Genomic DNA, 26,720 nt, shown 5'->3' on the forward strand with positions numbered 1-26,720 from the left:
ATATTTAAGATTTATTGTTTAGTAGCTCTTTTTAGCCCTTTATCTTTTTAGAAGTAATTGTTCCATATTTATCAAAAAGATACACCAAACTTGCCATGGTAGCAGCACCTAGCTCCAGTTCACGCTTATTTACATGCTCGAAAGTATCATTTTCCGCATGGTGATGATCAAAATAACGTTGGGAATCTGGTCTCAACCCAGCAAGTACTAAATCGTCAGTTTTTAAAGGTCCGATATCAGCTCCACTACCACCTTTCACGAACATATGTATCAAATACGGCTCAAATAGTTTTTCCCAGCCGAGTACCTGATCAAAATTTTCATTGGTGCAATCAAAGGAAAAACCTCTTGGTGTAAATCCTCCAGCATCACTTTCCAAAGCAAAGACATGGTTCTCTTTTTTACTTTTGGCAACTTCGGCATATTTATTCCCCCCTCGCAAACCATTTTCCTCGTTCATAAATAAAACAACGCGTAACGTTCTTTTGGGTTTGTAGCCATTGGCCTTTATTAATCGTAAGACATCCATACTCTGGACCACACCTGCGCCATCATCATGGGAACCATCACCTAAATCCCAAGAATCCAGATGTCCGCCAACTATCATAATTTCATTGGGGTACGTAGATCCTTTAATTTCCCCAATGACATTGTATGATTGAACATCATCAAACTGTTTACAATTTTGTTTGAAATAAAACTTAATATCAGGGTTCAACGTAAGGGTAGTACTCAACAATTCTGCACCTTTTGTACTGATTGCCGCAGCTGGAATTCTTTTAGAAACAGGAGTATCTCCATAACTCATAGAGCCTGTATGTGGATAATCATCCAAACGCAAGTTCACGGAACGTACGATTACCCCAGCAGCACCATACTTGCCCGCTTCGGCTGCTCCGGAATAACGTTGGTCCACACAACCGGAATAAGATGAAAACGTGCTTATTTTGGTTGGGTCCATAGGACGATTGTAAAAAACGATTTTACCTGCTATTTTATCCTTTCCCAATTTTTCCAAATCCTCTATCCCCTGTACCTCAACAATATTGGCCTTTAAGCCTCCATCTGGTGTAGCCACTGAACCGCCAAGTGCACAAATAGGCACATTAGTGGTAAGTCCGGGTTTTGTCTCTATATATGCAAATTCCGGAGTTCCCCTAACCCATTTTGGTACCATTACAGGTTGCAGCCATACTCTATCCAATCCAATGGAATCCAATTGTTTTTTTGTGTAATCAATTGCTTGTTGAGCCTGTATAGATCCAGATAGACGGCCACCAATCTGATTGGAAAGGTGGTTCAGCCAATCATAAGCTTTTCCATTGGTCAGGGCCTTATCATATATTGCCCTGAGTTGTTTTTCATCATCTGACTGTGAAAAAAATGGGGTGCTGACCAAAAAAATGGCCATTAGTACGATTGTTCTCATTAGGATTCTTTTTCCAATTCTTGCTTAAAGCTTTCTAAATTAACTCTTATTTTCTCTTCTAACTCAGGTTCTTTGACATCTTTATACTTTTTTAACTCTTTCAATAAGATAGAAGCAACGATGACCCGCGCTGCTTTTTTATTGTCAGCAGGAATCACATACCATGGAGCATGGGGTTTTGATGTTTTATTAATGGCTTCTTCATAGCAGTTTTGATAGTCATCCCATAACTTTCGCTCTTTAAGGTCACTAGGAGAAAATTTCCAATTCTTTTCTCTTAGCCTTAGTCTACGTAACAAACGTTGCCGTTGTTCTTCTTTGGAAAGGTGAAGAAAAAATTTAAAGATTATAGTACCGTTTTCGGTGATATGCTTTTCAAAATCGTTGATTTGCCTATACCGGTTTTCCCAAAACGTTTCATCTATATCGGATACCGATTCAATTCCTGGAATATTTTCTCCTAAAATATACTCGGGATGTACTTTGGTTACCAATACATTTTCATAATGGGTTCTGTTAAAAATACTGAACTTACCCCGTGCGGGCAATGCAATATAATGGCGCCAGAGATAGTCATGCTTTAGTTCCAATTCAGTAGGCACCTTAAAACTATGAACCACTACACCCCGTACATTGAAGTCTTTAAAGACCTCCCGTACCAAACTGTCCTTACCGGAAGTATCCATTCCCTGAAGGCAAATGAGTACACTATACTTTCCATGGGCGTAGAGCGTATTCTGGAATTCTCCCAAATCCTTTCTGATATCCTTGAGTTCGTCTTTGAGTTTCTCTTCCCCTGTACCAAAATCTTCTAAAGTGGAGCATTTTGAAAGTGTTATCTCTTTTTTCACCAAGTATTCTCCTGTATCAACTTTTTTCATGGTAATGAATATACTTTTTTTTCACCAATACTCCATTCACCGCCTCAAAACAACTATTCACCGATCCTTAATGCAACTCATAGCGATTGATTGTTTTTTAACGATTTTTTTGGCTTTCATATGATTCTTGAACTAATTTAGTAGGAATAATAAGACGCAAAGTCCCAAATCTAGCGTTATGAGAACTAAAAAGGTTATTCTTTTCATCATCTTTATTATAGGTGTCATCAGTCTACTTCTATTATCTTCTTTTAGCATACGAAATGCATGTGAGTATGCCAATTCCAACTTAGAGTATATAAAAAGTCAGACGCAAAGGGCCATTGTAGCCGATGACTTTAACAGGTCTAAATATTATGCTTATAAAGCACTCAACGGAATCGAAAAGACCAAATACAATTTTATAGACTGCGGTTGTGAAGGTACCATTGAAAGCCTTGATAAAACCCTTGCCCACCTGAAAACCGCTACAAAAGCAATTTCTTTTGAGGAATCTAAAAAGTCATTGCACAATGCATTGAAAAGTACTGAAATTGGGATGAACGTTCTTAAGAACTATGATCAAGACTTTTCCAGTGTATACGGTAATAATATGTTGGTATTAAACACGAAAGATGCACTGCTCTCCCAAAATGGCGTTATTGAACCACATATAAAGCCTTCAAGGCAACAAATACATAATTGTTTATTAGGCTTTGAAAATTCTTTGGATAAAGTAGTAAAAGAGGTGAATTGCAAAGTGGCCTTTGAATTTATTTCAAAAACAAGTGAAGAAGCACGATTGACTCTTTTGAATACGGAGCTATCCGAGCCTAAAAAACAATACTATCAACGCGTAAAGACCCTTTCTGATGAGGCACTCTCGCGTTTGGGAGATTGCTCTAAATAAGAACCTCCTTTGCTACTTGCTGGCAAATAGCTTCACATCATCTTCGGAGACTTCTTTACCTCCAAGAATAATCAATCGTTCTACTACATTACGTAACTCTCGTACGTTTCCTGTCCAATCATATCCTTTTAAAAGCGCAATGGCCTTTTTTGAAAAACTTTTTTGGGCTGTGCCCTGTTCCGAAGCTATTTTTTCCGAAAAGAAGTCGATCAGCATAGGAATATCTTCTCGCCTATCGTTCAATGCCGGCACTTTTATTAAAATGACCGCCAAACGATGATACAGGTCTTCCCTAAATTTACCCTCTTCTATTTCTTTCTTTAGATTTTTGTTGGTGGCCGCCAAAACACGAACATCTACTTTTATGTCTTTATCCGTACCAACCCTAGAAATCTTATTTTCTTGTAGCGCCCTAAGCACCTTGGCTTGAGCGGATAAACTCATATCCCCTATTTCATCCAAAAAAATAGTTCCCTTGTTGGCTGCTTCAAATTTACCGGCCCTATCTTTTACTGCGGATGTAAATGCCCCTTTAACGTGACCAAAAAGCTCACTTTCTATTAATTCCGATGGGATTGCAGCGCAGTTGACCTCAATAAAAGGCGCTGAGGACCTAGGGCTTTTTTCGTGTAGCCAATGTGCAACAAGTTCTTTTCCCGTTCCATTGGGGCCAGTAATCAAAACACGGGCATCTGTTGGAGCGACCTTCTCGATCATATCTTTTATAACGCCTATTTCCTGGCTCTCACCTACCATTTCGTAGTTCTTGGAAACTTTCTTTTTAAGAATCTTGTTTTCCACGACCAATTCTTTGCGGTCAAGTGCATTTCTGACCGTAGTCAACAATCGGTTTAAATCTGGGGGTTTAGAAATATAATCAAATGCTCCAAGACGCATTGTATTTACGGCAGTATCCAAGTCACCATGACCCGAAATCATAATAAACGGTATCTCTGGCTTAATCTTTTTTGCAGCTTCAAGTACTTCAACACCATCCATCTTTGGCATTTTTATATCACAAAGCACCAAATCAAAATCCTCCTTTTTTATGGCCTCAATACCTCTTAGGCCATCTTCGGCCTCAAGTACATTATAGGTATCACTTTCTTCACCCAAAATCTTTACCAAAACTCTACGTATGGCAGATTCGTCCTCTATTACCAATATTTTTGACATAATGTGTTATTTAAAAAATTCCAATCTTGAACCCTGTTCTAATATAAAGATTTGATTCGTCATTCAATAAAAAAACGTCTTCCCTATTATCGTTTCGTAAATTCCCTCCTTGTTCAAAGGAACGCCCAACCAAGGCATAAAGAGACATCCGTTTTGACATATTGTATTGATAGCCAATCGCTCCCACTAATGCGGAAAGGGTTATTCTTGACCCAACTCGATTATCCGGCAAAAGAATATCGTTCTGTAGATTGATAAAATATCCATCTAATAACAGTGTGGTTTCCAACGTATGCTTTTTGGTGATATGGTATTTAAAATTTGTACGGGGTATGCCCAAGGTATACGACCAATTTGGATGAAATCTTTTATAGTAACTAACGATAGGTAGCGGAATGGGAAGACCGGCAGTACTGTTATAGGAAAGCCCTAAAACAATTCGAAACGGTTTGTCCGCCTTAGAGTTCTCCTTCCATAAGGTGGCCGTTGCGTTCATAAAAAAATCATCTGTCATAGCTCCGTTTATGAAATTGGAAGCCAACCTTGGCGTAAGTATTGTTACCAGGTTCCAATTTTCGTTCCATTTTGTGATGTATCCCAAGTTAAAGTCCACCACGTGAAACCTATTTAATTCACTACTGTCAAAAGGAAGATCCTGAGAGTACCCAATATCCAGTTTGTTGTACTCAACACCAGTGATTAGGTAGTCTTTCTTTTCATTCAGTTTTATAGGAAGGTTAAAGAGAAATCTATAGCGTTGTGTTTTAATCCCCGTATCATTTTCCGGAATGTTCAGATACTCCAATCTAAAGATATCCGAACTCTGGCCTAAAGCTATTTCACTGTATAATATGCCCAATAAAATAAAGATTAGCCTTGTTACTGTATGATATGTTGGTGTTTTTATATGTTCTAGGGGTTTTATTGTTTTAAATGAACATCTCGTTGAGGGAATGGGATATTGATTTCGTTTTCTTTGAATTTGGTATTTATATTATAGCGAATCTCACTTTTAATTTTTGGATCACCAAAACTATCATTGGTAAAAAAGTGAAGTGAAAAAAGAAGTGCCGAATCTCCAAAATCATCAAAAAGAACAAATGGTTTTGGATTTTTTAGCACTTGTTTCTGCTCAGCAGCAACTTCTTCTAAAATTTTAGTGACCAAGGCAACATCGCTTCCGTAAGCTACCCCAATATTTACCTTTTCGCGTGTAGTTCTGTGGTTCTGCGTGTAATTATATACAATATCGCTAACAAATTTATGATTGGGAATAATAATGACTTTATCATCACGGGTCAATGCTCTGGTTGTTCGTAATTTTATCTCAAATACTTTACCAACTTTTCCATCGACCTCAACAATATCACCAACTTGTAAAGATTTATCAATGATAATAAAAATACCTCCCAGAATATCTTGAAACAGTTCTTGCAATGCCAGTCCCAATCCTACAAACAAAGCTGCAGAAGCGGTAATGATAAGTGTAATGTCGATTCCGGCAGCGCTCAATGTAACCAGCACGACCACCAGATAAATCACATAATTGATAAACTTAAAAACACTGGCAAATTTTCGTTTATCCTCCAGGTCCATTTTTCTGGTGAACAAATGTTTTAGCCATTTCATTACAAACTTGGTAAAAACAAAGGCTACAGTGACAAGCAACAACAAGCCAACGGTCAGGTTGATGGATTTATCGCCTTCACCAAGGTGAAATCCAAAGTCCAGAAATTCTTTAATGGTACCCCAGATATCCTCTTCAATAATTTCTTTTATCTCACTGGTTTCTTCCTGCATTTCAAATTAATATCTCAACCATTTAAATAATTCTTTATAAGTAGGTCTTTTTCCATACATTAAAATACCCACCCGGTAAATTTTAGCCGCCAACGATACTATGCCCAAAAAAGTAGCAATCAGCAAACCAATGGACAACAACAATTGCCACAAAGGTACTCCACCTTCCCCAATACCCCCGGGTAGCCGCATCAACATAACTATAGGGGAAGTTAACGGAAATAATGAAAAGCCTACCGCAATAGGCCCATTAGGGTTACTGAACACCGAAAAGAAACCAACATAAATCCCAAGCATCAGCGGTAATATAATTGGAAAAATAAACTGCTGGGTATCCGTTTCATTATCTACGGCCGCTCCGATGGCAGCATAAATTGAACTGTAAATAAGATATCCCAAAACAAAGTAAACCAAAAAAGAACTTATCAAAAGCATCCAGGGAATATTTAGGATTTCGTTGGCATAAAGCATAGTATCGCTGTCAAGTGAATTAGAAAATTGAGCTACCCCTCCAATTGGTCCTGGTGGCATCGAGGCATTTGAGTCCATCGCACCAAAATCAATTCCGAAGAAAAATGCGATAAGAAACAGCAAAAGTGATGCCGATAGTATCCATATGGTGAATTGGGTTATTCCCGCTAGAGAAGTTCCTATAATTTTCCCTAACATAAGTTGAAACGGTTTTACCGAAGAAATGATGACCTCTATAATTCTACTGGTTTTTTCCTCGATGACACTACGCATAACAAAACCACCATAAATGATAATGAACATCATAATGGCATAACCAAACCCACCCCCAATAAAAGCCTTGATCTCGTTGATTCCCTTTATACTCTTTTCTCCACTAAATGCAGCTAAATTTATTTCGAACTGCGCTTCGATATCAGAGAACTGTTCCGAAGAAACCCCCAGCTTTCCCAATCTTTTTTGAAGTAATTGCTTTTGAAAAACACTTTCTATGCGTTGGGTTACACTCGTATTGGGGTTATCCTTTGTAAATAGATAAGAGGACCTGGCAACATTTTCTAGATCTATACCTTTAGGAAGATAGAGCAAACCATAATAGCCCAATGAAACCGTTGAATCTTTAGCTTCTTGTAATGTAAGGTCCTTAAAAAGAACATAGGACATGCTTTCTGTAGGTTCAAATTCTTTTGAAAGAAATTCACTTTCATTAAGAACCGAAATAATCCGCTTTTCACTGTCATTGATTTTTGCAAGATAAACTATCAAAACAATCATTCCCACTATGAGAATAGGACTGAGAAATGTCATGATAATAAATGACTTGTTTCGCACCTTTGCCAAATATTCCCGTTTTATAATCAACCCCAGCTTACCCATTATCCTCTTTGTTGTTTACGGTCTGAATAAATATATCGTTTGCTGAGGGAATGGTCTCCTCAAATCGATTGACATTTGCTTGTTTGGATATTTCCAAAAGCACATCTCTAGTATTATTTGATGGTAATTGTACCGTAAAATCCAGTTGTTTTTCTTGAATATCAAAACTGGAAGATAGAATATGGAATTTTTCCTCCAATTGTTTTAGCAGAGTATCTCCATTTTGTTCTATTTCTAGCCCTATTTTGAAAATATTGTTTTTATATTCCTTTTTTATTTCTGATAGTTTACCATCTAATATTTTTTCAGACTTGTGAATCAATGCCATATATTCACATAATTCCTCTACAGACTCCATACGATGGGTAGAAAAGATAATCGAAGTACCTTTGTCTCTCAACTGTAAGATTTCATCTTTGATGATGTTGGCATTGATAGGATCGAAACCGCTAAAAGGCTCATCAAAAATCAATAACTTGGGTTCATGGAGTACGGTTACGATAAATTGGATTTTTTGGGCCATTCCCTTAGAGAGTTCTTGAATTTTTTTGTTCCACCAGTCTCCTATGTTCAATCGATCAAACCAAAACCTCAACCTTTTTTTTGCATCTTGTTTAGATAATCCTTTAAGTTGTGCAAGGTACAATGCCTGCTCCCCTACCTTCATGCTTTTGTACAGACCCCTTTCTTCTGGTAGATACCCTATGTGGGAAATATGTTCGGTCGCTAGTGGTTCACCATTGAATAAAACTTCTCCTTTATCCAGGTATGTTATCTGATTTATAATTCTGATAAACGTAGTTTTACCTGCCCCATTGGGCCCTAAAAGGCCATAAATACAGTTTTTGGGTATTTCTAAAGATATGTTGCTCAATGCAGTATAGTCTCCATAGGATTTGGAAACATTTTTGGCAACAAGGATGTTATCCATGTAAACAATTTTTTCAAAGATATGTATTTGGACAAGAAGACAAGGTGGTTTAAAAAACAAAACCCACCCTTAAAAAAATTCAAGGATGGGAAAAAAATTGCTATGAAAAAGAAAATTTGATATCGGTTTCCCAACATCAGTTTCAAATATACGTTTTTTATTTAAACAGAAACCTAATATTCGTTAGGAGAACATATCTTTAACTTTTTCAAAAAAGGACTTGTCTGATTTTTCGGGTTTTGGCATAAAATTCTCATCATTTTGCATGCGTTCAAAAAACTCTTTTTGTTCTCTGTTCAACTCTTTTGGAGTCCAAACATTAACGTGAACCAACAAATCACCACTACCATATCCGTTTATACTGGAAATTCCTTTTCCTCGTAATCGTAATATTTTTCCCGATTGAATTCCAGGCTCTAATTTTATCCGAACTTTTCCAGTTACGGCATCTATTTCTTTGGAACTTCCTAAGACAGCTTCAGAAAAACTAATGTAAAGGTCATAGTGTAAATTATCTCCTTCTCTCTTTAACGTGGCATGCTCGATAGTTTCAATAGCGACCAATAAATCCCCTGGTATACCATCGCCTGGAGCACCATTACCTTTACCAGTGACCTTCAACTGCATCCCTTCTTCCACTCCTGGTGGGATTTTAATGGAAACAGTCTCTTCCTCTACTTTCAATCCTTGGGCATCGGCACCACTTGGTCTTTTATCAATGGTCTGACCGGCTCCTCCGCAGGTACTACAAGTGGTGGCTGTTTGCATCCTGCCCAGTATGGTATTCGTTATTTTGGTAACCTGTCCACTACCATTACATGTAGGACACGTTTTATAAGTTACTCCAGCTGCCTGGATTTTTCGTCTGACCTTTACTTTCTTCTCTACACCATTGGCAACTTCTTCCAGAGTCAGTTTAACCCGTATACGTAGATTACTTCCTTTGACTCGTCGTTGTCCGCCTCCACCAAATCCTCCAAAGCCACTAAATCCTCCTCCGAAAGCGCTTCCAAAAATATCTCCAAATTGACTGAAGATGTCATCCATGTTCATACCACCTCCGCCAAATCCTGCACCTCCCTCAAAAGCAGCATGACCAAATTGATCGTACTTGGCACGTTTATCGGGATCGCTCAAAACTTCATAAGCTTCAGCAGCTTTTTTGAACATTTCCTCAGCTTTTGAATCGCCAGGATTTTTATCTGGGTGAAATTCTATGGCTTTTTTCCTGTAAGCCTTTTTAATTTCAGCTGCTGATGCGCCCTTGGAAATACCTAATATTTCATAAAAGTCCTCCTTCATATATTCTTAGTTACCGACCACCACTTTTGGGTGTCTTATGATACGGTCTCCTAGTTTAAATCCTTTTTCGACCACATCTATTATTTTTCCTTTCATTTTTTTGTTAGGCGCTGGAATTTGGGTAATCGCATCATGTACCTCTGCATCAAAAACATCTCCTGCACCAACTTCAACCTGCTCCAGTCCTTTTCCTTTGAGCGTTTCCTTGAACTTATTGCTGATGAGCTCAACTCCTTTGAACATTTCTTTGTCCTCAGATTTTGAAATCTCTTTGAGTGCTCTTTCAAAATCATCCATAACAGGTAAAAGTGATACGATTACTTCTTGGCCAGCAGTTTTAAAAAGCTCAACACGTTCTTTTGAAGTACGTCTCTTAAAATTTTCAAATTCGGCAAAAAGTCGAAGAAATTTATCTTTTTCCTTTGCCAAATCTTCACGTAATCGTTCTTCTTCGGAAACTTCTTCTATTTCTTCATTTTCGTTTTCAGCATCTGCATTTTCATCGTTCAGTTCAGGAGTCTCCAGCGTTTGGGAATCATTAAGCTCGCTGTCCCTTTCCTCAACTTTACTTTTCTTGTTCATATACTTTAATTTTATTTTCAATTTCTGAAGTGGCAAAAGTACTGCCAATTGTCCAAAAATGTCAAAATGTCACAAGAAATCACAAAAAAATCCGCCTTATCGGCGGATTGTATTTTAAGTATATTAAGGCAACTTGCTAAACCAGCTCTTCATTTAAACTAGCAGTCTTGGTTTCGCATGCTGCTGTCTTTTCTGTAGTATATAAGTCTTCGATGGCGCAACATATATTAGAAAATTCAAAATTGAACCCTTTCTTTTCGATACGTTTACTACTTACCCTATGACTTGCAAAAAGTAGATAGGACATCTCCCCTAGAATGAGTTCCATTACTGGCTTTGGAACATTGGGTAATACCAAAGGTTTTTTGAGAACTTTTGCTAATTCTTTGGTCATTTTGCTATTGGTCACTGGATTGGGCGCTACCGCATTAAAGGTTCCCCTTAACCTATTCTCCAAAGCAAATACAAACATATTGGCCAAATCATCAATATGAATCCAGGATTGCCATTGTTTACCATTTCCAAAAGCTGCTCCAACATAATTTTTAACAGGCATGGCCATTCTTGGTAAAGCTCCCCCTTCGGCAGATAAAACAATTCCAATCCTTATTTTGGCCAAATTAAAATCGAAAACTTTCAAAGTGTCTATTTTTTCTTCCCATTCTTCCACCACTTCACCTAAGAAACTGTCATCCACCGCAGTCTCTTTCTCATCATAATACGAAAAGAGAGAAGAGGGATAAATACCAATTGCCGAGGCAGAAACAAAGGATTTGATTTGAGAAGCATCTATTTTTTTCAGCCCATCATGCAATGTTTGAAGGCTGTCTACCCTGCTTGATAGCACCTTTTTCTTATAAGCGGTTGTCCATTTATCAGCTATGCTTGCACCCGCTAGATTAATAATTGCCGAAACTTCTTCAAAACAAGCTATATCGATTTCACCATCAGCAGGATTCCAATAGAAACCATTATAGTTTTCTTTTGAAACCATTTTATTCTTACTAGTGGTCAAGTAATTAACGGCGATACCTCTAGTAAGCAAAACCTTTGTAATGGCTTTACCGACTAAACCCGTAGCACCCGTAATCAACACTTTCATAAAATCGTTTTGAACAAATTTAATAGTTTAACTTGCTGTTTTTGAGCTATTAATTAAGGTTTAACATAAATGTTTAAACTTTAATTGTTTTTAAGACAACTTGAATAGGTTACTTAACAAAATATTATGAAAAGCTAATTCTTTATTGCTCTGAGCATTTCACGTTTACCAGGAGGTCCCGGTAATCGCTCAACGGAAAAACCAACTGCTTCCAAAGCCCTACGAACACTGCCTTTTGCAGAATATGTAACCAAAACACCTTCTCTTTTTAATGCGCGGTACATTTTCAAGAACAGTTCTTCCGTCCATAAATCAGGTTGTACCCTTGCTCCAAAAGCATCGTAATAAACAAGATCGAACAAATTAATGTCGTTTATGGATTTAAAATCCTTCAATTGCTTCAGTAATTGAAAGTTCTGAGCAATTTTAACTTTAGTTTCCCAAGATGAGCTGTGCATCTTTTCAAAAAGCTCCTGATGTTCATGGGCATTTAAATTCTCGATGTAGTTTAATGCTGTTATTTCTCCCATTTTCACTGGGAATGCTTCCACGCCTACATAGTCTATGGATAAGTTTAAATTCTCACGCTCCAAAAAGGTTACCAGTGCATTAAGACCTGTACCAAATCCTATCTCTAAAATTTTGATACTTGTATCTTGAAATAGCCGTAGACCATTCTTGATAAAAACATGATAAGCCTCTTGAACAGCACCGTGCTTTGAATGGTACTGCTCGTCCCAATCTTCAATTTGGATGGTTTTAGAACCGTCGGCAGTAGTAATAATTTTACGCTTCAAACTACTTTTCTATCTGAACTCCGGACGCTTCAAACCTTAAGGTTTTTTTAGGCTTGGTTATTTTAGCAACTTCTTCCTTGGATTTTCCTGCATCCTCTGCATAATGCCGTTGTTCATCTACCGAAACTTCTTCAACAAACGCAATTCCATCCATAACTACCTTTCCATTTTCCGAATCCGTGGGGACAAAAAAGCCATAGTCCTTGAACTTTACAAAAACTTCTTCTTCATTTCCCATAGCTACTTTCATCCAACATCCTTTAGCTTTACATACATCTACGATAGTTCCTGATATTTGGGTTGCAATAGTATCTTTTACACCTATTTTCTCAAAAACTTCATTTTCAAGGTCTGAAGTTTCCTTTGCCTCGAACGAGGCGCCATAAGTTTCAAAACCTGTATTCTGAGCGTGGGCAACCGTTTGAAACAGTAAGAATATGGCAGTTAAAATGTTAAATACTTTCATAATCAAAAAAAATAAATAAAGTGTGAACGAATAACTTGATTTTAAATAGATAAAGCACGAAAAAATAGGGATAATTAGCTAATTTTATCTGTTAATATTTTTTTCGATATGGAAACAACGACTAAAGCTATCAAGGTAGAAAAATCCAAAACCTCCAAAATTCATGATGTTGATTTTGACAATCTTTCATTTGGAAGTATTTACACAGATCATATGTTAGTCTGTAATTTTGTCAATGGTTCATGGCAAACTCCCGAGGTCATACCTTACCAACCTTTAACTTTGGAGCCTTCAGCGAAAATATTCCACTACGGACAGTCTATTTTTGAAGGAATGAAAGCCTATAAGGATGAAGCAGGAGATACCTGGCTTTTTAGACCTTTGGAAAACCATAAGCGCTTAAATAAATCTGCCAAAAGGTTGGCAATACCAGAACTTCCTGAATCTTATTTTATTGATGGCCTGATTACTTTACTGCAAACAGACTCAGACTGGATTCCGCAAACACCGGGCAGCTCCCTATATATTCGCCCTTTTATGCTAGCATCCGGCACAGGATTTCATGCTTCGCCAGCGGACGAGTATAAATTTATTATAGCCTGTGCGCCATCGGGTTCTTATTTCTCTGGTAAGGTCAAAGTTTTGATCGAAGAGAAATATTCCCGTTCAGCTAACGGTGGGGTGGGTTTTGCAAAAGCCGGAGGGAACTATGCAGGTCAATTTTATCCAACACAGCTTGCTATTGAAAAAGGATACAATCAAGTTATCTGGACAGACGACAACAACCACGAATTTATAGAGGAAGCGGGTGCCATGAATATTTTCATTCGTATCAACAACACTCTTATTACAGGACCTACCAGTGACCGTATTTTAGATGGTATTACCCGTAAAAGCATTTTAGATATTGCCAAAGACGAAGGTATTACGACCGAAGTAAGAAAGATTAAGGTAAATGAAGTTGTGGATGCGGCAAAAGACGGAACGCTCAAAGAAATGTTTGGCGCCGGAACAGCTGCGGTAATTTCACCAATTTCTACTTTTGGGCATAAAGAAACAGATTATGATTTACCTGAATTATCAGAAAGTTACGCTGCACTTCTAAAAAAACGAATTACCGATATTCAATACAACCGCGCAGAAGATAAATTTGGATGGCGCTTTAAAGTATAACACAAAGAAAAAGCACCTTAAAGGTGCTTTTTTATTTTTCGAGAACGCCTTCTATATTGGGTTTAAAATAATTTGGCCCTTTTAGGACTTTTCCATCTTCACGATAAATAGGTTTGCCGTCCAATCCTAATTTACTCATATTGCTACGTTGAATTTCTTCGAAAACCTCTTCAATTTTATACTGCATTCCATGTTCTAAGATTGTCCCACAAAGAATATAGAGCATATCTCCCAGTGCATCGGCAACTTCAACTAAATCCCCCTCATTGGCAGCCTCTAAATACTCTTTGTTTTCTTCATCCATAAGATTAAATCGCAACTTGTTTTTTGCCGCTCCTAAGTCTGCTTTCGGTTCTTGGAGCACCCCAAGACCAAAAGAGTTATGAAACAGCTCCACCGCCTTTATTTTACTTTCCATTATTACTGTTTTGATTTAGCTTTGCGTAAAAATAGAAAATATGTTCAGTACAGGACAATTAATTTTTGCCGCCCTTTTCGTTGTAGTTTTTATTGCCATAATCTTAATATCTTATCGGAAGGACAAATCCTTACATAACAAAAATTACAAAGGAGTAAAGTGGGTTATGATTTCTTTTATCACATTCATAATAATTTTATTCCTGATCAAACATTTTCTTAAAAATTAACAGCAAGTTTGATTACACCACAAAAATTAACCGTTTTACAACTTTATTCATAAGGCAATACGTACAATGTAGTAAAAGACGTACTTTTGTTTAACGTTAGTTTTGTACAAGATGACAACATTTTTCGGCCTCCTTTTAGTTTTACTTATTGTTAATGCATTGCTCTTATTTCTTAGTGTTAATGGTTCTAACAGTAAGTTAAACAATATAGCTTCAAAGAAACCCGAAGCTTCTGTAACAAAAATTTTCCCTAAAGAAGCTTCTAAAAGTCAATATAAGAAAGCGGTTTAGTTTGTACTTTTAATGAATGAAGCAAGCTTTTCTTGTTTTTCTTGGTGGCGGTCTTGGTAGTGTGCTCCGCTATGTCATTACCAAACCTTTAAACAATATCTTTCCAAATTTCTTCTTGGGAACTTTTTTAGTGAACATTATTGGTGCGTTGCTCATTGGTTTAATTTTGGGAATAGCATCAAGAAGCAGTTTATTATCCTACAACAGCACATTATTTCTTGCTACAGGTTTTTGTGGAGGTTTCACTACATTTTCCGCATTTGCATTAGAAAAACACAGTTTATTAAAAAGCGGTGATTTTTTTCATTTTTCTTTCTACTTGGCATTAAGCATTATTCTAGGTGTTTTAGCCGTTGCAGTTGGGCTATGGCTCTCTCGATTAGGAAATTAGTTATAAATCAACTTTTCTCAGTATTTTTTGTTGATTATTAAACATTTTTTATAAAAATGAGCACTTACCATCAATAACCTCTATTTTTTGATCCTAATGCTAAGAAAAAATCATCAAATGTTTAATAAAACTATCTTCAAAATAAGTTACCCCTAAAATACTAGGGGTATTTTTTTCATAAGTATAAAAATCCATACAACTACCTGACATTTATCATAGTCTCTTTTGATTTAACATATATTTGGGAAATCAATTAACTATTTAATTATGAAAAAAGTCGAGGCAATTATTAGAAAATCCAAATTCGATGAGGTGAAAAAAGCACTTCATGGAATTGAGGTCAACTTCTTTAGTTACTGGGATGTAACTGGAGTTGGAAATGAAAAACAGGGGCACGTTTATCGCGGCATCTCCTACAGTACTTCAGACATACAAAGAAGGTATTTGGTCATTGTTGTATCTGATGACTTTCTAGAGCGAACAGTAAATACGTTGATAGAAGCAGCAGCAACTGGAAATGTGGGAGACGGCAAAGTATTCGTTTCTGATGTCATTGAAGCCTACCGAATAAGAACCAAGGAAAGCGGTAGTGCTGGAATTAACTAAACAACTCAACTAACACTAACAATATTTAAAGATTATGGACGCAGGATTATTTACAGCGAATAACGTATGGATGATGATCTGTACAGGACTAGTGTTTTTTATGCACTTGGGTTTCTCTTTTTTAGAAATCGGTCTTACCAGACAAAAGAATACCGTAAACATATTATTTAAGAACGTATTTATAATATGTGTTGGCTTACTACTTTATTACGTAGGAGGATTCAATTTAATGTACCCAGGTTTTGAGGATGGAGATTTAGGGTTTTTAAAATTTGCAGGCTTCGGTATTGCAGCTCCAGAAAATGGCATGACACCAGAATATGCAGATGGAGGCTATACTTGGTGGACAGACTTCCTCTTCCAAGGAATGTTTGCCGCGACCGCAGCAACAATAGTTTCTGGAGCCGTTGCAGAACGGGTAAAAATTGGAGCATTTATGCTATTTACAATCATATACGTAGGGCTTATTTACCCTATAGTAGGTTCATGGCAATGGGGAGGTGGTTTCCTTTCTTCACTTTCTTATGGTACAGCTGAAGGATTCTATGACTTTGCAGGTTCTACCTTGGTACACTCTGTAGGTGGATGGGGCGCATTGATCGCTATTTTCTTACTCGGTGCTAGAATAGGGAAATTTGGCGAAGACGGTAAACCCAAAGCAATTCCAGGACACAGTTTACCTTTTGCAGCAGCAGGGGTACTCATTCTATGGTTGGGATGGTTTGGTTTTAACGGAGGATCCGTACTTTCGGCCGACCCAGAATTAACGTCATTGGTATTGGTCACAACCTCTTTAGCAGCCGCTGCTGGAGGTGTATCCGCATTTTTAACTTCATTAATCGCCTATAAAAATTACGATTTGACCATGTTCTTGAACGGTATCTTGGGCGGTTTGGTAGGAATTACGGCAGGGGCAGACCAAATGTCCCCCAACGAAGCAGTAATCATAGGCTTAATTGCCGGTGTTGTCATTGTATTTGGTGTAGCACTTATCGATAAATTGAAACTAGATGACCCCGTAGGTGCGGTTGCCGTTCACTTAATATGTGGTATCTGGGGTACGCTTGCCGTTGGAATCTTTGGAAGTTTAGCCAGTTTTGACCAATTCTTGGTACAACTTGCAGGTGTTGGAGCAGCAGCTACATTCTGTTCGGTCTCGGCATTCATCATTCTATTTGCCATTAAGAAAATCTCTGGCCTTCGGGTTTCGGAAGAGGAAGAAGTGGAAGGTTTGGACATTCACGAACATGGAATGGATGCTTATGCGGATTTTAGAATGAATCAGCATTAAAAAAGGAAACGGAGCGTTTGGCAGAACGCTCCGTTAAATAACCTTTTTCAATTACAAAAACTCAATAACAATATTAAATGGTCCTCTTTATGAGGGCACCTAAAACTGATTATGATTATGAAAACGATTATAACAACAAAGTTCGTAAAAAATTTAGCTTTCGCCATATTGGCACTAGTATCTTTTGCTGCATTTGCGCAAGAGGAAGAAGAAAAAAAACCAGTGTCCATTAGCGGTAGTGTGGACGCTTATTACAAAACCAACCTTAGCGCTACAGATAGAGCATTGGGCGAAGAAAATCCAACCTTTATTACCCCAGGAACTTCATTTGCAACCGAAACGGGATTTGCTTTGGGTATGGCAAATATTATTGCCGCATATGAAGGGGAAAAAGTTGGAGCTGTTGCTGATTTGGTTTTTGGTCCACGGGGAGATGATGCCACTGGTGGTTTTAACATAAACCAATTATATGCATACTGGAACGTATCTGAAGGAACTACATTTACTGTTGGACGTTTCAACACTTATTTAGGGTATGAGGTTATTGCACCTGCTGCCAATTTCAACTATAGTACTTCTTATATGTTCTCTTATGGTCCATTCTCACATGTTGGCCTAAAGGCAGATTTTTCTTTATCCGATGATTTTAGCTTAATGTTAGCTGTAATGAACCTGACGGACGAAAACAGCAACCTTACAGGAGAATATTCTGTTGGCGCACAATTGGGTTATGCAGGACAGTTTTTGAATTTCTACTATGACGGAGAAGCTAAATTAGGTTTTGAAATTGACTATACCGGTGGTTTTGACCTTTCTGAAGATTTCTTTTTGGGAATAAACGCTGCCTACCAAGATAATGATGGTCTTGGTTTTTATGGTGCTGCACTATATCCACAATATGCAACTTCTGAAAATTTCACCCTTGGTTTAAGAGGAGAATATTTTGCAGAAATGGGTGACTATGGCGCAATAGGAACAGGAGTTGAGGATTCCAGCGTTTTTGCAGTCACCCTAACAGGAAGCTATACCATTGAAAATTTAATCATTAAACCAGAAGTACGATTAGATAGTGCTTCAGATGATGCTTTTCTTGACAATGATTTGGCCGGCACCAAAAGCCTCTCATCATTTTTAGTAGCTGCTATCTACTCTTTCTAGACCAAAGAATTATTTTAATACTAAAGCCTTACATCTATTTGGTGTTAAGGCTTTTTTAGTCTTTTACAAAAGCTTTCACTCCTGCTCTCACACTAGTTCTCAAATAATTTTGCCTTGGCACTAGAGGGCAGGAGTACTTTTTATTATAAACACAATACGGATTATACGCCTTATTGAAATCTATTGTGATCGTATCTCCCTCCGGAATTGTTAAGTCAATATAACGACCCCCACCATATGTCTCCGCACCATTCGTTTCATCTAAAAATGGTAAGAATAAATAGTCCCTGTATTGCTTTTGGGAAATTAAATCGAGACTTTGGTAAATCTCTAATTCATGTTCAATACCATTTAATTGAAAGTGTGCGATACCATAAACAATTTCTCTTGTTTTTTCATCGGTTGTGCTAGGCATCAAAAAAGGCACTGCATCTGGAGTTCTTTCAAATCTGGCTTTAACCACATAAGTCGTATCGGGTACGAAAAAATCAAGTCCTTCAAAATCTTTTCTAAACCTATCCGGCAATGGTGAAGAATTGGGGTTTTTAAATGTAGCATCCAATTCCTTTTGAAATGCAACAATATCCTTTATTGCTGCGGACCCAGACTGAAGCTTTTCAGAAGCATGATACTTTTTATCGGGTTTACAGGCAACCATCAAAAGCACTAGTATTGGTAAAACATATTTCATTCCCACAAAATCTTTCCTGTAAAAGTAGCGGAAATCATTCTTAATATTACCTTAGCCTATTACTCTAAATAAAAAAATCATCGTGATAAAACATCTGATATCCATACTGCTCTTGATTTTGTCCGTTTCTTGTGTTGACAAACAACAACGAGCAAATGCTTCAAAAGAATTAAAAAGAGAACTTCCCGAGCTGGAGCCCGGAAGATACAATGTCGCATTTTTAATAATGGATGGTGTTTACAACACAGAATTCACAGCACCCTATGATATTTTCCAGCATACACAGTTCCGGAAGAATATCAAATCCATGAACACGTTCTCTGTTGCCAATACCCTAGAGCCCATAACCTCTTTTGAAGGAGTTCGGATTTTACCCGATTTTGATTACACAAATGATTCAATTCCCAAAATTGATATTTTGGTCGTACCGAGCGCAGAACACCATTTGGATACCGACCTAAAGGATTCCATAATGCTGAATTTTGTACAAAAGGTGGATAAAGAAGCCATGTTCGTCACCTCGCATTGCGATGGCGCTTTTGTGTTGGCCAAGGCTGGGCTTTTAAACGATGTTGTCTCTACTACATTTCCCAGTGATATTGAAAAGTATAGAACCATGTTTCCAAAATTAAAAGTAAAGGATAGTGTACTTTTTGTGCATGACGGAAAATATATCACCTCCGCTGGTGGCGCCAAAAGCTTTGAGGCAGCACTCTACCTTTGCGAACATTTATATGGAAAAGAAATCGCAGCGTCTCTCGCTAAAGGTCTTGTTATTGATTGGGATTTAGAGGAAATCCCAAGATTTATTGGTCGTTAATTCGATACCTTGAATCCTTCAAATACTTAGCCACCAATTCATTGAATTTTGGTGTTATTCTAAACAAGCCGGTATCTGGTAGATTATACAATTTTTCTTTGTCATCAAAACCTTTCTTTAGGGCTTCTTCTAGATAAAACAAAGCAGTTCCAAAATCTTCATTTTTTACACTTAGAGATATTATGTTCATGTAATGCTCAAAGTTCTCAGGCTCCAAAATGGTCTTTAGCATATACAAAAATGCAAGTGCATCCTCATCTATAAGTGCTTCGGATTTTACCATATCAATATTGTCTTCTGCCAACGCATTAACATAGCCCAACAAACGATTTCCCATTTGTTTTTCATAAATATTACTGGCAGAAATAAACTTATTGATCTCTGTCATTTGATAATTCCACCAACCCAGATTATTAAAATTATGGGTGACGACGTCTTCTTCTATATAATATTGATAATCTTCTTTTAAAAGTGACTCCTTAAAGAACGTTGCATTTTCTGCTCTTTTCATTCCTTTAAACACACGGTCCCGTCTCAGGTTTTTTTGAACTTGCCGTAAAGAATCCAGATTTTTGTGCACACCATAAATAGACATCATCTCTCCCATATATTGCTCTGCAAATAGCAACTTGTTCGAATTCTTCAACCTATTGACTTTGGCTAAATCTTTCTTAAAGGCCTTTTCAATATAACTGGAATCCATGGCCGCCAATTTTTTACCCATTGCCGATAATGTGAACAGCTGCATGGCTTTTTGAAAATATTTTACATCTGGCCATTTTTGTTCTTCATCGTACAACAATATCTGATTTGGAAACTTAAACCGATCTAAAACCTTTTCTACATTTAGCATTTGGGTGTAGTTGAAATCATTTTTCCCGATTATTCCAATGAAATGAAAAGAACGCTTAGGGTTTAATAGGTCTGAGTTTGCAATAGAAGCACCTGCAGAAATGGTACCTGCGACGTCCTTTATAAAAATTGGAACCAGATTGGCAAAACGTGCCCCAGAAGAAATACCAGCGGTATATACTCTCGATTTATCAACGGGTAAAATGCGTGATATTTTATTTAGAACATTACTCGCACTTATCATATTGTTAGATAAGGGAACAGTATCGGACAGTTTTGGTGCCGCCAATAGATACCCTTCCTCCTCGGCTGCCTGCAAGAACATGGACATCGACTGCCGTTCTTTTCCATCCAAATCAAACACCAATAATAAAGGCCACTTTTTGGTAGTCGTAAAATGGGTAGGCAAATAAAGAGAAAATGTGTCTGGAATGGTATCGTTTACGACCAGCGAGTCTATAATCTTTCCTTTTTTAAGTACTAATTCTTGCGTAAACGCACTTTGAAACAAAAATGTGGCAAAAAAAAGTATAGCATATTTTTTTTTCATAACGCTGTATCAACAAAAATCTGGCCAAAACGAAAAGGCTGTTTATCCTTTATAAAAATAAACGAAATTTATCACTAATTCTTACTTTGTTTAATTGGTGCATTTGCGACAATATTGGACAATACTATGTGTGTTCTACATTCTCCGTACACTATTAGTTCATCAATAAATTTTTCCAAATGGGCTTGATCCTTTAACACTACCTCCATGATGATGTTCTCGTTACCAGTAATCCGATAGCAGTTGACCACTTCTTGAAACGATTTTACTTTGTTAAGAAATGGTTTGAGCTTGCCCATAAAGGCACGAAGCATAATGATCGCTTTTAACTGATGCCCTGCCAAAGCATAAGAAACGGTAGTACCATATCCTTCTATCAATCCCAAGTCTTCCATTTTTTTTACGCGCTCTGCTATAGCTGGTGGGGTAAGCCCAACTTTACGCCCAATATTTGCAAAAGACTCTCTAGCATCTTGCTGTAGATAGCCCAGAATTTTCCAATTTAAATCATCTATTTTCATATTTAAAGTGATTTATCGTTAATACCTAACATTCAATAGTAAATAATCATTTTCTATTTTAAAAACAAATTTACATTATCTATTTCATATGTAATTTTAACTTTCTAAACTGTCTTGAAAAGAAATGGAAAGGAGTTCTTTAAATTCTCTTGTAATATATAGAAAATCACTAGCGCTTAGAGATTTAAGCGAAGCTGTGGCTTCTTACTTTTCCCGAAATAAAGAAGCATTGTCCTTACGGAATTATCAAAGCTTTCGGGATGATATTTCCAAGTCCCTGCGTACCGATGCAATTTTAATCACCAAAGAGGTAGAACAAGCTGCTTTAAGTAGTTCTTATTCCGTAAAAATGGAAAGCCTTACCTTTATCAACATCATGACACGTAATATTTTAGCATATTGCAACGGTCTTGAAAGAGATGGTGTAAAAGAAAAAGAATACCTCAATCTTTTACGAAAGGAAATCAAACTGTTTAGGTCTTCTTTCAAAAAATGGAGAAAGTCCTTTAAAAACGGAAACGACTAACTATTTTCCTATCTAAATCCTACATGTTACGCCTATACTGCCCACCCACCTGAAACAGTGCGTTGGTAATTTGTCCCAATGAAGCGTATTTGGTTACCTCCATAAGTTTTTCAAATAGATTTTCATTGTTTACAGCCGCTTCTTGAAGCTCTTTTAATTGGGCTTTGGTTTCCGTTTCATTCCTAGAATGTAGGTTTTCTAAAATGACTATCTGATTCTTCTTTTCTTCCTCGGTTGCCCGTATGACTTCTGCAGGAAGTACGGTTGGCGATCCTTTAGAACTTAAAAAGGTGTTCACCCCAATAATTGGATATTCCCCAGTATGCTTTAAGGTTTCATAATGCAAACTTTCTTCCTGTATTTTGGAACGTTGGTACATGGTTTCCATTGCCCCCAAAACTCCACCACGTTCCGTTATTCTATCAAACTCTACTAGCACTGCCTCTTCTACCAAATCCGTAAGTTCTTCAATGATAAAAGAACCTTGGATAGGATTTTCATTCTTGGCCAATCCTAGTTCTTTATTAATGATCAATTGAATGGCCATGGCCCTTCGTACGGATTCTTCTGTAGGGGTCGTAATAGCTTCATCGTAGGCATTGGTGTGGAGTGAATTACAATTATCGTAAATGGCATACAACGCCTGCAAGGTGGTGCGTATATCATTAAAATCAATTTCTTGGGCATGCAAACTTCTACCAGATGTTTGTATATGATATTTTAACATCTGGGCACGTGAATCGGCGCCATACTTTTCCTTCATTGCCTTTGCCCATAAGCGTCTAGCTACTCTTCCAATTACTGCATATTCAGGGTCCACTCCGTTTGAGAAAAAGAACGAAAGGTTAGGACCAAATTTATTAATGTCCATTCCCCTACTTAAATAATATTCTACATACGTAAACCCATTGGAGAGTGTAAAGGCTAGCTGTGTGATAGGATTTGCTCCTGCTTCGGCAATATGGTATCCAGAAATTGAGACCGAATAAAAGTTACGTACGAGATTATCAATAAAATATTCTTGTACATCGCCCATTAATCGCAATGCAAATTCCGTGGAAAAAATACAGGTATTCTGTGCCTGGTCTTCTTTTAAAATATCTGCCTGTACCGTTCCCCTTACCTGATTTAGTGTATCTTTTTTAATCTGGCTGTAAATATCTTTGGGCAGAACTTGATCTCCCGTCACCCCCAAAAGCATAAGTCCCAATCCATTATTTCCATCGGGAAGCGCCCCAGAATATGAAGGTCTATCACTATCTTTCTTTTTGAAGATTGAAGTTATTTTTTTCTCAACTTCTTTTTCCAATCCATTTTCCCTGATGTATTTTTCACAGTTTTGGTCAATGGCGGCATTCATAAAAAACGCCAATAACATAGGTGCAGGACCATTAATGGTCATACTTACAGAGGTCATTGGGTCGCTCAGATCAAACCCGGAATATAGTTTTTTGGCATCGTCCAAACAGCAAATAGAGACTCCCGCATTTCCAATTTTACCATAAATATCTGGTCTATGGTCTGGATCATTACCATATAGAGTTACAGAATCAAATGCCGTGGATAGGCGCTTTGCCGGCATATCCAAACTTACATAATGGAAACGTCTGTTGGTTCGCTCTGGTCCACCTTCACCAGCAAACATCCTGGTAGGATCTTCCCCCACTCTTTTGAACGGGTACAATCCGGAAGTATACGGAAACTCCCCCGGAACATTTTCCTGTAAGCTCCATCTAAGGATATCTCCCCAAGCTTGATACTTAGGCAATGCTACCTTAGGTATTTTACTATGCGAAAGTGATGTTGTATGGGTTTCGATATGCACTTCCTTACCTCTCACCTTAAAGGTGTATTGCTCGGATTTATACTGATTCACTTTGTTTTGCCATTTTAAAATGGTTCCCCAATTGTGGGGGTCAAGGTTCATTTTAACTTTATCAAACTGTGCCAACAATAATTTTACAAATACGATTTCGTCATCTTGTACCTGTTTCAAGATGGCATCGGCATCAAGTCCTGGTTTTACCAGATAGGATTGCTCATTTATGTTTGGAATAATGGATAAAATCGTTTGATGGATACCAAACAATTTTTGTGCTACAATAACTTGTTGATCAACCTTTTTGTCATACGCCCTATTACTTTCCGATATTTCAGAAAGATATCTTGTTCTTGCGGGTGGAATAACAAAGACCTTTTCTGTAAGCTCATTGGAAACTTTAAAATTGGATTCCAGTTTTGCTCCTGCTTTATCGGTCAAAGTTTCCATAACAATTTTATAGAGCCTGTTCATTCCAGGGTCGTTAAATTGCGAAGCAATGGTTCCAAAAACAGGCAAATCGTTCTGATCAATATCCCATAATCCCTGGTTTCGCATGTATTGTTTTTTTACATCGCGCAACGCATCCAAAGCACCTCTTTTATCAAACTTATTGATAGCTACAACATCTGCAAAATCCAGCATGTCTATCTTTTCCAGCTGGGTTGCCGCACCAAATTCTGGAGTCATTACATATAGGGAAACATCACTATGTTCCAGAATTTCAGTATCAGATTGACCAATACCAGAAGTTTCAAGTATGATTAAATCAAAATTGGCCGCTTTAAGTATTTGTACCGCTTCTGCCACATGTTTGGAAAGTGCAAGGTTTGAACGCCTGGTTGCCAATGAACGCATGTAAACGCGTGTATTGTTAATTGCGTTCATGCGGATTCTATCGCCCAACAAGGCACCTCCCGTTTTTCTCTTGGAAGGGTCTACGGAAATAATGCCAATATGTTTATCTGAAAAATCACCTAAAAATCTACGGACAAGTTCATCCACTAAACTGGACTTTCCCGCTCCACCTGTTCCTGTTATCCCCAACACTGGTACTTTATTGGGATTCTTTTTGATAATAGCTTGATGATTTTCAAAAAGCTCGTGCTTGTTTTCTGCCAAGGATATTAATCGCGCAATGGCATTTACATCTTTCTCCTTTAGCAATTCTTCTAAACTTTTTCCTTTTGAAAGCTTCAAATCAGGTACATCAGTATCGCAGCGCATTACCAAATCATTGATCATCCCTTGCAAGCCCAATTCACGGCCATCATCTGGAGAATAGATACGCTCAACCCCGTAATCCATCAACGCTTTGATTTCCTCTGGAAGGATTACTCCACCGCCACCGCCAAAAATCTTGATATGTTCCGCACCTCTTTCTTTTAACAGGTCGTACATATATCTAAAATATTCATTGTGCCCGCCTTGATATGAGGTCATCGCAATTGCATTAGCATCTTCTTGCACTGCGCAATCGACAACTTCGGCGACACTTCTATCATGTCCTAAATGAATCACTTCAACCCCGGTCGATTGAATAATTCGACGCATAATATTAATTGCAGCATCGTGTCCATCGAACAAAGAAGCTGCGGTAACGATTCTAATCTTATTTTTGGGCTTGTAGGGCTTTATTTGTTCCATTGGCAATAAAGGGTCTTATTTCACTATGCAATTTACAGAAAATGCAACATAAAATTGGTTTTGATTAGAATTTTATAAAAACTAAAGGTGCTTTGGGTTACTTTTTTTGAATATCATAATTTTATTGCGCTCAAACTACCCATATGAAACTAACTATCCTTATTCACTGCCCAGACCAATCGGGAATCATAAGTGCGGTAACGCGCTTCATCCACGAAAAAAAGGGAAACATTATTTATTTGGATCAGCATGTCGACAAGGAAGCTGGGGTATTCTTTATGCGATTGGAAAGTGAATTTAACGCTGATTTTAGTTTACTAAATTTTGAAGGTGGGTTTGAAGAACAATTGGCAAAAAAGTATAACATGTATTGGAACATCTATTTGGAAGCGACAAAACCCAAAATGGCGATTTTTGTTTCTAAATACAATCATTGCATATATGACCTTTTAAGCCGCTACAATTCAGGGGAACTTTCTGTTGATATTCCATTCATTTTAAGCAATCATCCAGATCTTGCGTATGTAGCTGATCAGTTTCATATTCCATATTATCATATTCCTGTAACCAAGGAAAACAAGGCATCTGCAGAAGATCAACAACTACATCTTTTAAAAGAACACAATGTTGATTTCATTGTGCTAGCCAGATATATGCAAATCCTTTCGCCAAAAGTAATCGATGAATTTCCACAGCAAGTCATTAATATTCACCATTCCTTTTTACCTGCATTTGCCGGAGCCAAACCCTATCATGCCGCTTTTGAAAGAGGGGTCAAGATTATTGGTGCTACAAGTCATTATGTAACAGAAGCATTGGATGCAGGCCCCATCATAGCGCAAGATGTTGTCACGGTATCCCATTCGCATGCTATCAAGGATTTTATTGCAAAGGGAAGAGACTTGGAAAAAATCGTACTTTCCAGGGCGGTACAGCTTCATGTGGATAGAAAGACCATGGTCTATAATAACAAAACGGTTATATTTTCTTAAATATATTCTGACAGCATTCAGTTTTCTCAGCTTATGTAGTAAT

The 26,720-nt window shown here is 37.5% G+C and carries 26 protein-coding genes; 9 read left to right on the forward strand and 17 right to left on the reverse strand.

Annotation, left to right across the window (positions count from 1 at the left end):
- Positions 1 to 31: 31 nt before the first annotated feature.
- Entirely contained in the window at positions 32 to 1,429 is a 1,398-nt protein-coding gene (locus KIM67_RS04245; protein ID WP_213830113.1) for a M20/M25/M40 family metallo-hydrolase, read from the reverse strand.
- The gene (locus KIM67_RS04250; protein WP_213830114.1) at positions 1,429 to 2,310 is read right to left on the reverse strand and encodes a PPK2 family polyphosphate kinase; all 882 of its coding nucleotides are present in this window, start codon (positions 2,308 to 2,310) and stop codon (positions 1,429 to 1,431) included. Before KIM67_RS04250 ends, KIM67_RS04245 begins: the two co-directional genes overlap by 1 nt.
- A 178-nt stretch (positions 2,311 to 2,488) precedes the next feature.
- On the opposite strand from KIM67_RS04250, the gene KIM67_RS04255 reads away from it, so the two are divergent.
- Positions 2,489 to 3,199 carry a hypothetical protein gene (locus tag KIM67_RS04255; protein WP_213830115.1) on the forward strand — a complete coding sequence of 237 codons (711 nt, stop codon included), beginning with the start codon at positions 2,489 to 2,491 and terminating at the stop codon, positions 3,197 to 3,199.
- 12 nt (positions 3,200 to 3,211) lie between these two features.
- On the opposite strand, the gene KIM67_RS04260 is transcribed toward KIM67_RS04255, so the two are convergent.
- From KIM67_RS04260 to KIM67_RS04305, 10 genes are all read right to left on the reverse strand, one after another.
- The gene (locus KIM67_RS04260) at positions 3,212 to 4,375 is read right to left on the reverse strand and encodes a sigma-54 dependent transcriptional regulator (RefSeq protein WP_213830116.1); all 1,164 of its coding nucleotides are present in this window, start codon (positions 4,373 to 4,375) and stop codon (positions 3,212 to 3,214) included.
- A 10-nt stretch (positions 4,376 to 4,385) separates the two neighbouring features.
- Positions 4,386 to 5,234 carry a DUF6268 family outer membrane beta-barrel protein gene (locus KIM67_RS04265; RefSeq protein ID WP_250149141.1) on the reverse strand — a complete coding sequence of 283 codons (849 nt, stop codon included), beginning with the start codon at positions 5,232 to 5,234 and terminating at the stop codon, positions 4,386 to 4,388.
- A 62-nt stretch (positions 5,235 to 5,296) separates the two neighbouring features.
- The gene (locus KIM67_RS04270) at positions 5,297 to 6,175 is read right to left on the reverse strand and encodes a mechanosensitive ion channel family protein (protein ID WP_213830117.1); all 879 of its coding nucleotides are present in this window, start codon (positions 6,173 to 6,175) and stop codon (positions 5,297 to 5,299) included.
- 6 nt (positions 6,176 to 6,181) lie between these two features.
- A complete protein-coding gene (locus tag KIM67_RS04275) occupies positions 6,182 to 7,522 on the reverse strand; it encodes an ABC transporter permease (protein WP_213830118.1) in 1,341 nt (446 codons plus the stop codon).
- A complete protein-coding gene (locus KIM67_RS04280; protein WP_213830119.1) occupies positions 7,515 to 8,453 on the reverse strand; it encodes an ABC transporter ATP-binding protein in 939 nt (312 codons plus the stop codon). The genes KIM67_RS04275 and KIM67_RS04280 overlap by 8 nt, the downstream gene beginning before the upstream one ends.
- Positions 8,454 to 8,636: 183 nt before the next feature.
- A complete protein-coding gene (dnaJ, locus tag KIM67_RS04285) occupies positions 8,637 to 9,755 on the reverse strand; it encodes a molecular chaperone DnaJ (protein ID WP_213830120.1) in 1,119 nt (372 codons plus the stop codon).
- A 6-nt stretch (positions 9,756 to 9,761) separates the two neighbouring features.
- Positions 9,762 to 10,337 carry a nucleotide exchange factor GrpE gene (locus KIM67_RS04290; RefSeq protein ID WP_213830121.1) on the reverse strand — a complete coding sequence of 192 codons (576 nt, stop codon included), beginning with the start codon at positions 10,335 to 10,337 and terminating at the stop codon, positions 9,762 to 9,764.
- Positions 10,338 to 10,473: 136 nt separating this feature from the next.
- Positions 10,474 to 11,439, reverse strand: coding sequence for a TIGR01777 family oxidoreductase (locus KIM67_RS04295; protein WP_213830122.1), 966 nt, complete (start codon positions 11,437 to 11,439; stop codon positions 10,474 to 10,476).
- A 134-nt stretch (positions 11,440 to 11,573) separates the two neighbouring features.
- Positions 11,574 to 12,236 carry a tRNA (5-methylaminomethyl-2-thiouridine)(34)-methyltransferase MnmD gene (gene mnmD / locus KIM67_RS04300; RefSeq protein WP_213830123.1) on the reverse strand — a complete coding sequence of 221 codons (663 nt, stop codon included), beginning with the start codon at positions 12,234 to 12,236 and terminating at the stop codon, positions 11,574 to 11,576.
- 1 nt (position 12,237) lies between these two features.
- Entirely contained in the window at positions 12,238 to 12,702 is a 465-nt protein-coding gene (locus tag KIM67_RS04305) for a DUF4920 domain-containing protein (RefSeq protein ID WP_213830124.1), read from the reverse strand.
- Between the two features lie 108 nt (positions 12,703 to 12,810).
- Here KIM67_RS04305 and KIM67_RS04310 point away from each other — a divergent pair, with 108 nt between their 5' ends.
- The gene (locus KIM67_RS04310; RefSeq protein WP_213830125.1) at positions 12,811 to 13,875 is read left to right on the forward strand and encodes a branched-chain amino acid aminotransferase; all 1,065 of its coding nucleotides are present in this window, start codon (positions 12,811 to 12,813) and stop codon (positions 13,873 to 13,875) included.
- Between the two features lie 31 nt (positions 13,876 to 13,906).
- Here KIM67_RS04310 and KIM67_RS04315 read toward each other — a convergent pair whose 3' ends face one another.
- Entirely contained in the window at positions 13,907 to 14,293 is a 387-nt protein-coding gene (locus KIM67_RS04315; protein ID WP_213830126.1) for a nucleoside triphosphate pyrophosphohydrolase family protein, read from the reverse strand.
- 536 nt (positions 14,294 to 14,829) lie between these two features.
- On the opposite strand from KIM67_RS04315, the gene crcB reads away from it, so the two are divergent.
- From crcB to KIM67_RS04335, 4 genes are all read left to right on the forward strand, one after another.
- A complete protein-coding gene (crcB, locus tag KIM67_RS04320; RefSeq protein ID WP_213830127.1) occupies positions 14,830 to 15,204 on the forward strand; it encodes a fluoride efflux transporter CrcB in 375 nt (124 codons plus the stop codon).
- A gap of 267 nt (positions 15,205 to 15,471) precedes the next feature.
- On the forward strand, positions 15,472 to 15,810 hold the full coding sequence (locus KIM67_RS04325) for a P-II family nitrogen regulator (protein ID WP_213830128.1): 339 nt from the start codon (positions 15,472 to 15,474) through the stop codon (positions 15,808 to 15,810).
- Between the two features lie 34 nt (positions 15,811 to 15,844).
- A complete protein-coding gene (locus KIM67_RS04330) occupies positions 15,845 to 17,101 on the forward strand; it encodes an ammonium transporter (RefSeq protein WP_213830129.1) in 1,257 nt (418 codons plus the stop codon).
- 117 nt (positions 17,102 to 17,218) lie between these two features.
- A complete protein-coding gene (locus tag KIM67_RS04335) occupies positions 17,219 to 18,259 on the forward strand; it encodes an outer membrane beta-barrel protein (RefSeq protein ID WP_213830130.1) in 1,041 nt (346 codons plus the stop codon).
- A gap of 55 nt (positions 18,260 to 18,314) precedes the next feature.
- Here the strand turns inward: KIM67_RS04335 and KIM67_RS04340 are convergent, their stop codons facing one another.
- On the reverse strand, positions 18,315 to 18,950 hold the full coding sequence (locus tag KIM67_RS04340; RefSeq protein WP_213830131.1) for a DUF1684 domain-containing protein: 636 nt from the start codon (positions 18,948 to 18,950) through the stop codon (positions 18,315 to 18,317).
- Positions 18,951 to 19,065: 115 nt separating this feature from the next.
- Here KIM67_RS04340 and KIM67_RS04345 point away from each other — a divergent pair, with 115 nt between their 5' ends.
- Positions 19,066 to 19,770, forward strand: coding sequence for a DJ-1/PfpI family protein (locus tag KIM67_RS04345; RefSeq protein WP_298867595.1), 705 nt, complete (start codon positions 19,066 to 19,068; stop codon positions 19,768 to 19,770).
- On the opposite strand, the gene KIM67_RS04350 is transcribed toward KIM67_RS04345, so the two are convergent.
- Together KIM67_RS04350 and KIM67_RS04355 are read right to left on the reverse strand one after the other, a co-directional pair.
- The gene (locus KIM67_RS04350) at positions 19,757 to 21,172 is read right to left on the reverse strand and encodes an alpha/beta hydrolase (RefSeq protein ID WP_213830132.1); all 1,416 of its coding nucleotides are present in this window, start codon (positions 21,170 to 21,172) and stop codon (positions 19,757 to 19,759) included. The genes KIM67_RS04345 and KIM67_RS04350 overlap by 14 nt on opposite strands.
- A 74-nt stretch (positions 21,173 to 21,246) precedes the next feature.
- Entirely contained in the window at positions 21,247 to 21,693 is a 447-nt protein-coding gene (locus KIM67_RS04355; RefSeq protein ID WP_213830133.1) for an Lrp/AsnC family transcriptional regulator, read from the reverse strand.
- A 124-nt stretch (positions 21,694 to 21,817) separates the two neighbouring features.
- On the opposite strand from KIM67_RS04355, the gene KIM67_RS04360 reads away from it, so the two are divergent.
- Positions 21,818 to 22,219, forward strand: coding sequence for a hypothetical protein (locus KIM67_RS04360; protein ID WP_213830134.1), 402 nt, complete (start codon positions 21,818 to 21,820; stop codon positions 22,217 to 22,219).
- Positions 22,220 to 22,238: 19 nt separating this feature from the next.
- Here KIM67_RS04360 and KIM67_RS04365 read toward each other — a convergent pair whose 3' ends face one another.
- Entirely contained in the window at positions 22,239 to 25,685 is a 3,447-nt protein-coding gene (locus tag KIM67_RS04365) for a methylmalonyl-CoA mutase family protein (RefSeq protein WP_213830135.1), read from the reverse strand.
- Between the two features lie 143 nt (positions 25,686 to 25,828).
- Between KIM67_RS04365 and purU the strand changes: the two genes are divergently transcribed.
- Positions 25,829 to 26,677 carry a formyltetrahydrofolate deformylase gene (gene purU / locus KIM67_RS04370; RefSeq protein ID WP_213830136.1) on the forward strand — a complete coding sequence of 283 codons (849 nt, stop codon included), beginning with the start codon at positions 25,829 to 25,831 and terminating at the stop codon, positions 26,675 to 26,677.
- The last annotated feature ends 43 nt before the right edge of the window (positions 26,678 to 26,720 follow it).

This window comes from Flagellimonas sp. 389, from assembly GCF_018449435.1.
In the GTDB taxonomy this organism is placed as follows: domain Bacteria; phylum Bacteroidota; class Bacteroidia; order Flavobacteriales; family Flavobacteriaceae; genus Flagellimonas.